Source organism: Kribbella sp. NPDC051952 (genome assembly GCF_040680855.1).
GTDB lineage: Bacteria > Actinomycetota > Actinomycetes > Propionibacteriales > Kribbellaceae > Kribbella.
In genome coordinates this window covers 205,676-218,999 of record NZ_JBFAXQ010000012.1, presented here as the reverse complement: position 1 = coordinate 218,999, position 13,324 = coordinate 205,676, and the positions used below count along the sequence as shown (strand labels likewise).

Here is a 13,324-nt window from a genome sequence, read left to right as displayed (position 1 = left end):
GCCGACAGGACCCGGTCCGCAGGCTGGGCCTCCGCCTCAGTCAGGTCCGCCTCAGTCAGGTCCGCCTCAGTCAGGTCCGCCTCAGGGTGGGCCGCCGCGGCAGGGGCAGCCTCGGCAGGGGAATTGGGATCAATCGAGTGCTTGGCAGGCTGGGCCGGCGGGGCCGCCGCCTCAGCAGACGGGCCCGCGGTCCGAGAGCTCTTACCTCTGGGGTTCCCCGGAGCAGCAGCAACCACAGCCCAACTCCCCGTGGAGCAACGCCCTCCCCCCGCAGCAGCCCCAGCAGAATCAGCGCGGCCCGCGCCACGCCGCAGGCGGCAACCAGCTCGGCCCGATGGGCCAACCGGTCCAACAGGCCCCCACCTGGCAGTACCCACCGATCCCCATCCCCCAGCCCCCGGGCGGCGGCCGCCGCCGCAAACCCCGCAAGACCTCCCGCGGCCTACTCATCGGCCTGGTAGTCCTCGCCGTACTCGTCGTCGGCTCCGGCATCACCCTGCTCGTCCGCAACACCGGCAACGACGACCCGCAGGCAAAGGACACCCCCACCACCCAAGCCTCCGAGAGCCCCTCGGAGACACCTTCCGAGTCCCCCTCACCGACCAGGCCGCCCGGCCCGACGGTCGACGAGGTCGTGAAGGCCAGCAAGCTCTACACCATCGGCCCGGTAGCGGCCTCGAAATGCGCCGAGCCGAAGACAGCCCCGGTCAACTTCACCTCCGCACAGGCCTACTACAACGCCCTCCTGCCCTGCCTGAACCGCACCTGGTGGCTCGCGCTGAAGAGCGTCAACCTCCCGTTCCGCAACCCCAAAGCGATTGTGTACGCCGGCAAACTGGCCTCACCGTGTGGCGTCCAGCGAAGTGCACGAGCGGCCTACTGCGCGGCGAACGAGACCATCTACCTCCCGTTCGCAGTGGACAACGCCTACTACAGGTCCAACCCCGTGTACGCCCGCGCGATCATGCTGAACACGTTCGCGCACGAGTACGGCCACCACGTGCAGAAGCTGACCGGCATCCTCCCCGCCTCGATGGCCCGGGCACAGACGATGAACCCGAACCAGAAGCTGCAGGAGAGCCGGCGCCGCGAACTGCAGGCGACCTGCCTGGGCGCGGTCTACCTGGGCGCGAACGCCGCCTTCACCCCGATGCGTAACCCGCTGCTGGCGAACTGGCGGTTCCTGATCCTGCACAGCGGCGACGACTACTCCCGGCCCCGGATACACGATCACGGCAACCGGGTCAGCAACTACCAGTGGTCGCTCGCCGGGTACAACAACAAGAAGCCGGACTCCTGCAACACCTTCACCGCAACCGACGTACGAGTGAACTAGAACAGCCGGCGGGCGTTGGTGAGCGTCCCGCCGAACGCGATCACGAAGTTGCTGAGCGACTCCCCGATGTCGGACAGGTGCCAGTTCTCCGGTCCGGAGTACCAGCCGATGCCGGCGTCGGGGTCGTCGTCGTCATCGGTGGCGGCGATCTCGAGCGCCCACTTCTCGGTCAGTCCGAGCACAGCGGCGTACGGAAGGCAGCGGGACGCGAACTCGAGCCGGTGACTCTGCGGCAGGTTGGCGGACGTCTCGTCGACCAGGTACCGCTGCAGCCCGGCCACACGACCCAGTACGGCGGCTCCTCGCGCAGTGCGAGCCGGTGCGGCCTGCCCGACGAGTGCGAGCACCAGTCCGGCCGCCATCACCGCAAGACCGACCAGACCGAACTTGCTGACGATCGCAAGCACGATGGTCAGTACGACGCCAGCACCCAGCAACACCACGCCCGCAGTGGTCCAGCGGTTCCGCACGGCGTCCGGGCGGCTGTTGAACCACCCCTGCGTGACGACATCGGCGTACAGCTGCTCGCGGACCAGGTTGAGCCGCGGCCGCAGCGACGGGCCGAGGGTCGACACGACGACCGAGTCGCCGTCCGCGAACACCGCGTCCAGCAGCGCCTTCTCGTACGGCAGCAGTTCGGGACCGCCCTGGTGCAGCCGGCGCAGTTCCCAGTCCAGCTTGCCGAAGTGGGTCTCGCGCGGCAGCTCGACGATGGTCAAGTAGTTGCGGACGGCAAGGTCCAGCAGGGTGGCGGTGATGTCGACGACATCGGCCGTCTCGTCTACCACGGTGCCCACCTGGCCCGGCCGGATCCCGTCCGGCGCAGCGAACTGCGGTCCGTCCGTGCCGTCGAGCACCGGACGCTCCGGAGCGCCCTCGCCGACCTTGGCCGCGTCACGGCCGCGGAAGAACCACAAAGCCACCGCACCGAGCAGTCCGATGCCGAACACGATCACTGCGAGCCCGATCGTGCCGGAGTCCACAGTGAACGCACGTCCGAGGGACCAGCGGGTCGCGAACTTCGCGTTCGGTTGCACCGTCGCCTGATCGCTCAGCCCGGTCAGGAAGGTCAGGCGGCCGCCCGCCGGTACGCCGTTCTGCTCGATCTGCAACGCGGCCGCCTCAGCCAGCTGCGACGACGTACACGGCATGCTCGAGCCGATCCGTCCGGCGAAGCAGGTTACCCAGGTCGCGAACGGGACGCTGACGGTCAGCTCGGCCTTCGGAATCGACACCCCGAAGCCCTGCACGACCGGCCAGCTCACCTCGCGGCCTTCGGTGGAGTCGGCCACCACGTTGTCGACGGTGTAGCTGTAGACGATCTTCGACTGACCGGTCACGTTCAGCGTGAGCTTGCGTCCGTCGTCGGTGCTGTCGTTCTTGAAGCCCGCCGCGGGCTGACCGTTCACCGTGGCCGACACGTCACTCAGCCCGTAGACGCGGTCGCGCTCCTGGTCGGACCGGACCCGGGTGGCCAGCGTCCGGCTGAACGTCGTACCCCCGGCGGTCAGGTCGACCGTTTCCTTGACCTGCAGGGTCCCGTCCTTGGTCAGCGTCGCTTGCGCCGAGTACGCCGTGATCTGGTCGTCGGCCGCCTGCGCGGGCAACGTGCTCAAGGCAACGATCGGGGCGGTCAAGGACATCAGCAGGGCCGCCGGGAGGAGTCGGCGCTTCAGTGACATGGGTCGAGAGTAGTCTCGTGCCGGTTCGTGCAGCCAACTCAAGGTGACCAGGGAGGCCAGACCTGTGAGCAACCCGTACGGGTACAGCGGTCCACCCCGCGGTGGTCCTCCCGGTCCGCCGCCCGGTGTCCTGCCTCCGCCGCAGGCCGCACCCTGGCCACCACAAGCGCCACCACAGGGCCCGCCGCAGGGCCAGTACGGTCAGCCGGGCCAGTACGGTCCGCCGCCGCAGCAGTACCCGGGCCAGTGGGCGCAGCCGTACTACGGCGGCCCCGGCCAGTTCAACGGGTTCCAGCCGCCGAAGCGCCGGGGCGGTGGACTCCGGATCTTCATGCTCGCGTTCGTGCTGCTGATCTTCATCGCCGTGTCGGTGGCTGTCCTGGGCAGCCTGCTGACCCGGGGCGACGACAACACCGCGCAGCCCGGGGTGACCGGCCCGTCGATCGTGCCGACCCCGAGCAGCAACCCGCAGAAGGGTACGGCGGAAGACTTCCTGCTCAACGCCGACATCTACAAGACCGGTCCGCTGGCCGAGCAGAACTGCCCGGCAGCGACCCTCGGCGACGCCAGCCTCGCCGCGCAGAAGGTCTACTACCAGAAGCTGTTCACCTGCCTGAACGACGCGTGGCGGCCGATCTTCAAGGAGCTCGGCCAGAACAAGCCGGACCCCGGTCTGGTCGTGTTCGACAAGCCGGTCGTAACGCCGTGCGGCCGGTTCGAGCCGCTCTCCGGCCGGGTACTCGCGTTCTACTGCTACGGCAACCAGGTGATGTACACCGACGTCAAGCAGATGAACCGGGCGTTCGGGCCGACACACGACCTGGCCTACCTGCTGACGATCGCGCACGAGTACGGCCACCACGTGCAGGGTGTCAGTGGGTTGTTCTACGCCCGTGCCGTCTATCTGCAGGACCATCCGGACCAGGAGCTGGAAAGCTCACGTCGCAACGAGTTGCAGGCGTCCTGCTTCGCCGGCGTCTTCAGCAAGGCAGTGGAGAACTCCTATCCGCTCACGAGCCGGCTGGACGAGTTCAAGGAGCAGTCGTCCAACAGCTTCGGTGAATCGGCCGACACCCCGGAAGACGAACGTACGCACGGATTGGCGACCAGCCAGGGCTTCTGGATCCAGAACGGCTTCAACATCGGCGCCAACAAGGCGTGCAACACCTTCGCGGTGTCGGCCAACCTGGTGAAGTAGCTACAGCGGCTTCACCGTCAGCTGGTAGTCCTCCTGGACGAGACCGCCCTCGTCCAGGAGCAGGAAGACCCGAGCGGCCCAGGCGAGGTCGCCGTCGGTAGTGATCAGCTGGATGGTGAACGTGACGATGTCGTCATGGGTGGTCGCGTCGTTCGCATTGCCGACGGTGTACTTGCCGCTCCCGACGAACTGCTCGTACGCCTCCGTGACCCTGGCCTCGAGCTCGTCATAGCCCCGGAACTGCGCCCCGTCGACGAACTCCACCCCATCCGGCGTCCAGATCGCGGTCAGCAGCTGCCGACGCACTGCGGCGTCGGGCTCGCTCCAAACGGCCAGGTAGCGGCTGGTGATCGCCTCGAGCTCGGTTGTGCTGGTCATGGTCATCTGTCCCTTTCTCCATCGGTACTGCGTTCGGGACGACACTCGCGACTGCCGCGACGGCAGGGTCAAGCCGGATGACCGGGGCAGACTCTCCCCCTGTGGGAGACCGCAGAATGAACCGTGTGACCGCATACCTGTCCATCGGCGACTTCTCCCGGGCCACGCACATGACCGTCAAGATGCTGCGGCACTACCACCAGGTCGGTCTGCTCGAACCGGCCGATGTGAACGTCCACACCGGCTATCGCCGCTACACCGATGACCAGATCCCGACCGCCCAGGTGATCCGCCGGCTGCGCGAACTGGACATGCCACTCGAGCAGATCCAGGCGGTACTCACGGCACCCGACGTCCATGCCCGCCAGGAACGGATCGCGGCGCATCTGCGCCGGTCCGAGGAGGAGCTGGCCCGCCGGCAGCGCACTGTCGGCTCGCTGCGCGATCTGCTCGCGGCCGGATCGGCCGACCTCGATGCGGGCATCGAGCTTCGCAGTGTGCCGGCCACACCGGCGGCTGCGATCACCGAGACCGTCGACGCGGAAGACTCGGTGGCGTGGCTGCGGGGAGCACTCGGGGAGTTGCACGCGACGCTTGCCGCGCAGAGCCTCACCCCTGACGGCCCCGCGGGCGGTATCTACGCGGACGACATCTTCACCCACCACCGCGGGCAGGCAACGGTTTTCGTGCCCTGCGTCGGTCCGGTCCGGCCGATCGGCCGGGTCGCACCCGTGATCACGCCACCGGCCGAGCTCGCGATCATTACGCACACAGGACCGTCGGACGAGGCGGACCGCGCGTACGGCACACTCGCCGCGTACGTGGCTCGCCATGCGCTCGCTGTCGACGGCCCGATGCGTGAGTACTACGTGATCGGCCAGACCGACACGGCGGACACCACCCGGTGGCGCACCGAGATCGGCTGGCCGATCTTCCAGGTCAACTGAGCTGGGTAGTGCCGAACCACCGAGCGAGGGACTCTCGGAGGCCGGCGTCATCGGTCGCGGTGGCCCACGCGACCACACCGTCCGGACGGATGAGTACGGCGTCAGCCGGCCGGTCATCCGTCTTCGCGGTGTGGACGGCCACGGCGTACTCCTGAGCGATCTCGCTGAGCTCCGCCCGACCGGCTAGGTCGAGGAAGACAGGTCGCGCGGTCCGCATGAGCTCGGCGACCGACGTACTGCCCTGGTCGGTCAGCAGGTCCAGGTTCGGCGCGAAGGTGCCGGCCAGCGGGTGCTCACCGACGGTTGGGTAGCGAATGTCCGCGCCCGCGATCATCGCCCCGATGCGGCGAGCCGGCTGCTCGTCCGCGAGTACCTCCTGAAAGACCGACCGCAGGGCTTCGGCCGCCGGGTCCAGCCCGCGCCTCAGCGCCACCTGCGCCTGCGTGTGCAGAAGCGTCCGTTCACCCGCGTGCCGCCGCTCGACGTCGTACGAGTCCAGCAGTCCGTCCGGCGCCCAGCCGTCAACCGCGCCGGCCAGCTTCCACGCCAGGTTGGCCGCGTCCATCATCCCGGCGTTGATCGCAATGCCGGTCGCGGGGAACAGATGGGCCGCGTCGCCGGCCACGAGGACCCGTCCGGCCCGGTACTGCGCGGCCTGGCGGGCGTGGAAGGTGAACCGGGACAGCCGCCGCGGTTCGCCCAACGGCAGGTCCGTGCCGAGCACGCGCCGGATGCTGGCCTTGAACTCGTCCACGGTCATCGGCACGTTGTCGTCGTACTCGGTGTACTCGTCCTCGTTGGTGAACAGGGACAGCTCACCGCCGGAGAGCATCCCGAACGCGAACACACCGGTGTCCGTCCGGGTGAATCCGGCCGCGATCCGGCCGACCCCGGCGACCTCCAGGTCACCGTTGTCGAGCATCGTCACCTCATCCGGCAGGGTCGCCATCGCCAGCCGGTTCACCTCCGGGTAGGAGATGCCGGGGAACTCGATACCGGCCAGCTCACGCACCCGGCTACGCGGCCCGTCGCACCCGACGAGGTAGCGGGCAGACACCTGGTACGTCCCGTCCGGACCGCGCACCTCCGCCGTCACCGCGTCCTGGTCCTGTTCCACCGCGAGCACCTCGTGTTCACGGCGTACGTCGGCACCGAGCTCGCGGGCACGTTCGTCCAGCAACTGCTCGAGCCGGGCCTGCGGCAGCGGGATTGCGTGCAGCGGCGGGTCCGGAAGCCGGGTGAGGTCCACGTGCACACCGCCGAACGGGAAGCGCGGAGCCGGGATGGGATCCGTGCAGGCCGCGGTGACCTTCTCCAGCATGCCGCGGTAGTTCAGCAGCTCCAGGACCTGCCCACCGAGGCCGCTGGCCTTGGGCGTCTCCTGCCGCTGCGGTCGTCGTTCCAGCACGACCGGCCGGATCCCGGCCAGTCGCAGTTCGCCCGCCAGCATCAGTCCGGTCGGGCCGGCGCCCACGATGATTACGTCGGCATCCAGTGTTCGCACTGCTCAAACCCCCATGTTTTCAACGGTTTTCGGCATCCAGACCAGATTGTCCAGCACGAACCGGGGCTTGCGGCAAGTCCCCCCATGCGCTATAAGTTGAGCATGGCAAGGAGTTCGTCTCCTTGCCATTAGCTTTGCCTCAACCGGGTCGAGCGGTGCGGTTCATTCGTCGAGCAGTAGTGCGGCGACCGCCTCCGGGGCCTCGTTCATCGCGTTGTGTGCGGTGGGGAGATCATGGACCTGCCACTCGGGATCGGCCTGGAGTCGGGTGCGGAGTTCGGCGAACGGCGTCCGGTCTTCCCATCCCGAGCAGTAGACGAACTCCCGCCGTGGGACCTGGGCGGCTGCGCCGGTCAGCCGGATCGTCTGCAGGAACGCGGCGAGCGGATGCGGCCGGCGGCGGGGATCGCCACCGTCCGGCGGCCGGACACCGTAGCCCGTGTCCGCAGCGCCGGCCACGAACACTTGCCGGAAGTGCTCGTTGGTCGCCGACCAGCACGACTCCCCATCGCGCGGCACGTAGGCGTCTAAATGCACCAGCCGCGAGATCCGCCCGCCAGCCCGATCAGCAGCAGCCGCGATCACCATCCCCGCGTAGCTGTGCCCAACCAGCGTCGCCCCGGTGATGCGATGACGATCAAGCTCCCGCAGTACGTCATCCGCATGCGTGTCGAGATTGGCCGTCGCAACCGCCGCATCGTCGTCCGGCCCCAGTCCGGTCAGTGTCAGCGCATGAACGCTGTGACCGGCCTCCTCCAACAACGGAACCACCGCTTCGAACGCCCAAGCTCCCTTCCAAGCACCCGGCACCAACACGAACGTCGCCATGCGTTTCCCCTTCTGTCTCAATCCGAACGAGCCAATCCCACCGGATCTCCACATGGCGTGCCACCGCTTCACTGCCAACCAATACCCTTTCCCCGCCAACCTCGCCGGTTCGCCACAAGATCACCTCCAGATCGCCGTAGTTGTTGGGTTTTCACGACGTGTTCGTGGGTGTTGCTCGGCGTTATCCGATTTGTTACCGGGCGGCGTATTATCCGGCCGTGACGTTGCGACGCGGGGACCTGGCACCACCCGCGCGGACGCTGGTGGACGTGCTGCAGGAAACAGCGACGGCGTACGCCGATGAGCCCGCGCTCGACGACGGCCACGTCAGTCTCAGTTATCGCGAACTCCTCATCCAGACAACGAAGTTCGCCAACCGCCTGATCGAGGCCGGCATCGGCCCGGGCGATCGAGTCGGCGTCCGGATCTCCTCCGGCCACAACGACTTGTACGTCGCCATCCTCGGCACCCTCCAAGCCGGCGCGGCCTACGTCCCCGTCGATGCCGACGACCCGGAAGAACGCGCCGAACTCGTCTTCGGCGAAGCGGACGTCGCAGCCACAGTCCGCGACGACCTCGAACTCACCGTCACCCGCCCGCTCGCCACGCCCGTCCGGGACAACGACAACGCGGACGGCTACTTCGACTACCCGTACAGCGCCCGGATGGACGCCCCGGGTACGACGACCACCCGCCGAGAAACCGACGGTCCCGAACCGACCGACGACGCGTGGATCATCTTCACGTCGGGCTCGACCGGCGTACCGAAAGGTGTCGCGGTCACGCACCGATCAGCCGCCGCGTTCGTGGATGCGGAGGCGCGACTGTTCCTCCAGCAGGAGCCGATCGGCCCGGACGACCGCGTCCTCGCCGGCCTCTCCGTCGCCTTCGACGCGTCCTGTGAGGAGATGTGGCTGGCCTGGCGACACGGCGCTTGCCTCGTCCCGGCACCACGATCGCTCGTCCGTACCGGCATGGACCTCGGGCCTTGGTTAGTTGCCCAAGGCATCACCATCGTCTCGACCGTCCCGACCCTGGCCGCGCTCTGGCCGGCCGACGCCCTCGACCAGGTCAGGTTGCTGATCTTCGGCGGTGAGGCCTGCCCGCCCGAGCTGGCCGAACGGCTGGCAATCGAAGGCCGCGAGGTCTGGAACACCTACGGCCCGACCGAGGCCACAGTCGTCGCCTGCGGCGCCGAGCTCACCGGCCAAGGACCAGTCCGCATCGGCCTCCCGCTGGACGGCTGGGATCTCGCCGTCGTAGATGCCGAAGGCAACGAAGTCGGCGAGGGTGAGATCGGCGAGCTCATCATCGGCGGCGTCGGTCTCGCGCGATATCTCGACCCGGCCAAGGACGCCGAGAAGTTCGCACCGATGCCCACCCTCGGCTGGGACCGCGCGTACCGCAGCGGCGACCTCGTCCGCAACGAAGCCGAAGGCATCCTCTTCCAGGGCCGCGCCGACGAGCAGGTCAAACTCGGCGGCCGCCGGATCGAACTCGGCGAGGTCGACGCGGCACTCCAGGCGCTCCCCCAGATCTCCGGTGCCGCGGCCGCGGTCCGCAGCAGCGCCGCAGGCAATCAGTTGCTGGTCGGGTACGTCGTACCCGAAGACCCGGCCGCCTTCGACCAGGCGAAAGCGACCGCGCGACTACGGGAAGAACTGCCCGCTGCGCTCGTACCGCTCCTGGCTGTCGTCGACACCCTGCCGACCAGGACGTCCGGCAAGGTCGACCGCAATGCACTGCCCTGGCCGCTGCCCGGGATGGACACCGACGGCCCGGCGGCCGAGCTGAGTGGGACCGCCGGCTGGCTCGCCGACCGCTGGACGAAGGTCCTCGGCGCGAAGGTCACCGGCGAGGACAACGACTTCTTCCTGCACGGCGGCGGCAGCCTGGCCGCCGCTCAACTCGTCTCGTCCTTGCGGGAGCGCTACCCAGAGGTCACCGTCGGCGACATCTACGAGTACCCGCGCCTCGGTGCCCTCGCAGAGCGCCTCGACGAATCACAACCACTGCCGATGCAGCCGGTCGAGATCCGTGAGATCCGCCCGACCCCCAAGAGCACGCAACTCCTGCAGACGGCGCTCACCCTCATCCTCCAGACCGTCGTCGGCGTCCGCTGGCTGGTCTACCTGTTCACCCTCAACAACCTGCTGAACGAGCTGGCCGGACCACTCCCGTGGGCCAGGACCGTCTCGTGGTGGTGGATCCTGGCCGGCTGGCTGATCCTCATCACCCCAGCAGGCCGGATGGGTATCGCCGTCGTCGGTGCCCGCATCCTGCTCCGCGGCCTGAGACCCGGCACCTACCCCCGCGGCGGCAACGTGCACGTCCGGCTGTGGGCGGCCGAGAACCTCTCCGACGCAGCCGGCGCCGCCAACCTGGCCGGCGCACCCTGGATCGCGTACTACGCCCGAGCCCTCGGCGCCAAGGTCGGCCGCGGCGTCGACCTGCACACGCTCCCGCCGGTCACCGGCATGCTCACGATGGGCCGCGGTGCATCGATCGAGCCCGAGGTCGACCTGGCCGGGTACTGGATCGACGGCGACCAACTCCACGTCGGCCCGGTCACCGTCGGCGCCGATGCCGTCGTCGGCTCGCGCAGCACACTCCTGCCCGGCGCCGAGATCGGCCGGAGCGCCGAGATCGCGGCCGGCTCGGCCGTCTCCGGCAAGGTCCCGCCGAACGAGCGCTGGTCCGGCTCCCCGGCAACCCGCGTCGGCCGCGCCCGGCACCCCTGGCCCGACCACCGCCCGGCCCGCGCGCCCTGGTGGGTTCTCGCGTACGGCGTTCAGTCCGCGGTGATGTCGTTGATCCCGGTAGCCGCAGCCGCCGCCGCGCTCTTCGTCCTCGGCCGCGCCCTCCGCGGCACCCAGACCCTCCAGGACGCCGCCCTCAAGGCGCTGACCGCGATCCCGCTGATGACGCTCGTGGGCTTCGCGACCGTGGCGATCCTGACGTTGATCGGCGTACGACTGCTTGGCCTCGGGATCAAGCCCGGCCACTATCCGGTGCGCAGCCGGATCGGGTGGCAGGTGTGGGCGACCGAGCGGCTGCTCGATTCGGCCCGGACGCTCCTGTTCCCGCTGTACGCGAGCCTCGCGACGCCGTGGTGGCTGCGGGCGCTCGGCGCGAAGATCGGCCGGGACGTCGAGGCGTCGACGGTGCTCCTGCTGCCGAAGATGACCACGGTCGGTGAGGGCGCGTTCCTGGCCGACGACACGATGATCGCGTCGTACGAACTGGGCGGCGGCTGGCTGCACGTGGCCGGCGCGAAGGTCGGCAAGCGCGCCTTCCTCGGCAACTCCGGTATGACCGCGCCCGGCCGCAGCGTCCCGAAGAACGGCCTGGTCGCGGTGCTCTCCGCTGCGCCGAAGAAGTCCAAGGCGGGTACGTCGTGGCTCGGTTCGCCACCGGTGAAGCTCCGGCGGCAGGCGGTCGAGGGTGACCAGAGCCGCACGTTCAACCCGCCGTACACGCTGAAGGTCGCCCGGGCGCTCGTCGAGCTGTGCCGGTTCGTGCCGATGATGTGCACGGTCCTGATCGCGCTCGGTGTGCTGTTCGCGCTGCAGGCGCTCGACATCTGGCTCGGACCGCTGGCGACGCTGCTGCTGTCCGGCGCGGTGATCCTGGCCGCCGGCGCGGTCGCGGGCGGGATGGCGACGGTCGCCAAGTGGGTGATCGTCGGCCGCACCCGCGCGGTCGAGTACCCGCTGTGGAGTTCGTTTGTCTGGCGCAACGAAGTCGTGGACAGCTTCGTCGAGCTCGTCGCCGCGCCCTGGTTCGCGAACGCCGCCGCCGGTACGCCGGTACTCGCGCTCTGGCTGCGGTCACTCGGGGCCAAGATCGGCAAAGGAGTCTGGTGCGAAACGTACTGGTTGCCCGAGGCCGATCTGATCACGCTCGGCGACGGTGCCACGGTGAATCGCGGTTGTGTGCTGCAGACGCACCTTTTTCATGATCGAGTTCTCTCCATGAGCACAGTCACCTTCGGACCAGGAGCAACCCTCGGGCCCCATGGCATCGTCCTACCTGCCGCCAGCGTCGGCGCGGGAGCTACCATCGGCCCGGTGTCTCTCGTGATGCGTGGTGAAGGTGTGCCCGCCGGGACGCGCTGGGCCGGGAACCCCATCGCTCCCTGGCAGGGCTGATGGTTGACCGCTATGTGCCCACCCATGGAAACGCCGGCTACAAGGTCGAGTCGTACGACGTGGAGCTCGACTACCGGGTCAACAGCAACCGGCTGAGCGGCAAGGCAACGATCACAGCGTTCGCCACCCAGGCGCTGTCCCGGTTCAGCTTCGACCTGTCGGGGCTGCGGGTGTCGAAGGTCTCGGTGAACGGCCGCCGCCCGCAGCGCTACACCCAGCGTTCGGGCAAGCTCTACGTCACGGCGAACATCGTGGACGGCGCCGAGTTCACCGTCGAGATCCAGTACGGCGGCAACCCGAAGCCCGAGGACAGTCCGTGGGGCGAGCTCGGCTGGGAGGAACTCACCGAGGGCGTGATCGTCGCGAGCCAACCAAGTGGCGCGGCCACCTGGTTCCCGTGCAACGACCACCCCGGTGACAAGGCGCACTACCGGATCACGATCACCACTGACTCGCCGTACGAGGTGGTCGCGAACGGGCGACTCGTCTCCCGCCGGGTGAAGGCCAGTCGGACCACCTGGGTCTTCGACCAGGCCGCACCGATGGCGACGTACCTGGCGACCGTCCAGATCGGCCGGTACGACGCGGTCGACGTGGCCACCTCGCCCGTGACGATCCGTGGGGTGCTGCCGGCCGGCCAGCTCCGCGAGTTCAAGGCGGACTTCGGGCGGCAGCAGGACATGATGAAGCTGTTCAGCCGGTTGTTCGGGCCCTACCCGTTCGGCGGCTACACCGTCGTGGTGACCGACGACGACCTGGAGATTCCCCTGGAGGCACAGGGCATCTCGGTGTTCGGCAGCAACCATCTGGACGGCCGTCGTACGTCGGAACGCCTGGTCGCGCACGAACTCGCGCATCAATGGTTCGGCAACAGCCTGACGCCGTCGAACTGGCAGCACATCTGGCTGAACGAGGGTTTCGCCTGCTACGCCGAGTGGTTGTGGTCGGAGGAGTCCCGCGGGCTGACCGCCGACCAACAGGTGTCCAAGGCGCACAGCCGGCTGAAGAGCCTCCCGCAGGATCTGCTGCTGTCGGATCCCGGGCCGGAACTGATGTTCGACGACCGGCTCTACAAGCGCGGCGCGATCACCCTGCATGTGCTGCGCAAGCACTTGGGCGACGACGCGTTCTTCGACCTGCTGCGGACCTGGACCAAGAACCACCGGCACGGCTCGGTGACCACGGCCGAGTTCACCGCGCTCGCGACCACGTTCAGTCCGGACGAGGAAGCGTTGCGGCACCTGTTCGCCGCCTGGCTGGATTCCTACGAGCTACCGCCACTACCCCGGAAGCGCTGACC

At 68.6% G+C, this 13,324-nt stretch carries 9 protein-coding genes; 5 read left to right on the top strand and 4 right to left on the bottom strand.

What is annotated here, in order from left to right:
- Positions 1-334: 334 nt before the first annotated feature.
- A complete protein-coding gene (locus tag AB0L70_RS23220) occupies positions 335-1,336 on the top strand; it encodes a neutral zinc metallopeptidase (RefSeq protein WP_363687359.1) in 1,002 nt (333 codons plus the stop codon).
- Here AB0L70_RS23220 and AB0L70_RS23215 read toward each other — a convergent pair.
- The gene (locus AB0L70_RS23215; RefSeq protein WP_363687357.1) at positions 1,333-3,018 is read right to left on the bottom strand and encodes a DUF2207 domain-containing protein; all 1,686 of its coding nucleotides are present in this window, start codon (positions 3,016-3,018) and stop codon (positions 1,333-1,335) included. The genes AB0L70_RS23220 and AB0L70_RS23215 overlap by 4 nt on opposite strands.
- A 64-nt stretch (positions 3,019-3,082) precedes the next feature.
- On the opposite strand from AB0L70_RS23215, the gene AB0L70_RS23210 reads away from it, so the two are divergent.
- Positions 3,083-4,216: a neutral zinc metallopeptidase gene (locus AB0L70_RS23210; RefSeq protein WP_363687355.1), complete on the top strand. Its 1,134-nt coding sequence runs from the start codon at positions 3,083-3,085 to the stop codon at positions 4,214-4,216.
- On the opposite strand, the gene AB0L70_RS23205 is transcribed toward AB0L70_RS23210, so the two are convergent.
- Entirely contained in the window at positions 4,217-4,594 is a 378-nt protein-coding gene (locus AB0L70_RS23205; protein ID WP_363687353.1) for a hypothetical protein, read from the bottom strand.
- A 125-nt stretch (positions 4,595-4,719) separates the two neighbouring features.
- Between AB0L70_RS23205 and AB0L70_RS23200 the strand changes: the two genes are divergently transcribed.
- A complete protein-coding gene (locus tag AB0L70_RS23200) occupies positions 4,720-5,541 on the top strand; it encodes a MerR family transcriptional regulator (RefSeq protein WP_363687351.1) in 822 nt (273 codons plus the stop codon).
- Here AB0L70_RS23200 and AB0L70_RS23195 read toward each other — a convergent pair.
- Together AB0L70_RS23195 and AB0L70_RS23190 are read right to left on the bottom strand one after the other, a co-directional pair.
- A complete protein-coding gene (locus AB0L70_RS23195) occupies positions 5,534-7,045 on the bottom strand; it encodes an FAD-dependent monooxygenase (protein ID WP_363687349.1) in 1,512 nt (503 codons plus the stop codon). The genes AB0L70_RS23200 and AB0L70_RS23195 overlap by 8 nt on opposite strands.
- Positions 7,046-7,207: 162 nt before the next feature.
- Positions 7,208-7,873 (bottom strand): alpha/beta fold hydrolase, encoded by a 666-nt coding sequence (locus tag AB0L70_RS23190; protein ID WP_363687347.1) that lies wholly within the window; start codon positions 7,871-7,873, stop codon positions 7,208-7,210.
- A 218-nt stretch (positions 7,874-8,091) separates the two neighbouring features.
- Here AB0L70_RS23190 and AB0L70_RS23185 point away from each other — a divergent pair, with 218 nt between their 5' ends.
- Together AB0L70_RS23185 and AB0L70_RS23180 are read left to right on the top strand one after the other, a co-directional pair.
- Positions 8,092-12,024, top strand: a complete 3,933-nt coding sequence (locus AB0L70_RS23185) for a Pls/PosA family non-ribosomal peptide synthetase (RefSeq protein WP_363687345.1) — start codon at positions 8,092-8,094, stop codon at positions 12,022-12,024.
- A complete protein-coding gene (locus AB0L70_RS23180; RefSeq protein WP_363687343.1) occupies positions 12,024-13,322 on the top strand; it encodes a M1 family metallopeptidase in 1,299 nt (432 codons plus the stop codon). The genes AB0L70_RS23185 and AB0L70_RS23180 overlap by 1 nt, the downstream gene beginning before the upstream one ends.
- The last annotated feature ends 2 nt before the right edge of the window (positions 13,323-13,324 follow it).

Bases quoted from the DNA above. Each gene is read 5' to 3' on its own strand.
- AB0L70_RS23205 (WP_363687353.1), bottom strand. From the start codon at position 4,594: ATGACCAGCACAACCGAGCTCGAGGCGATCACCAGCCGCTACCTGGCC.
- AB0L70_RS23180 (WP_363687343.1), top strand. From the start codon at position 12,024: ATGGTTGACCGCTATGTGCCCACCCATGGAAACGCCGGCTACAAGGTC.
- AB0L70_RS23215 (WP_363687357.1), bottom strand. From the start codon at position 3,018: ATGTCACTGAAGCGCCGACTCCTCCCGGCGGCCCTGCTGATGTCCTTG.
- AB0L70_RS23190 (WP_363687347.1), bottom strand. From the start codon at position 7,873: ATGGCGACGTTCGTGTTGGTGCCGGGTGCTTGGAAGGGAGCTTGGGCG.
- AB0L70_RS23220 (WP_363687359.1), top strand. From the start codon at position 335: ATGGGCCAACCGGTCCAACAGGCCCCCACCTGGCAGTACCCACCGATC.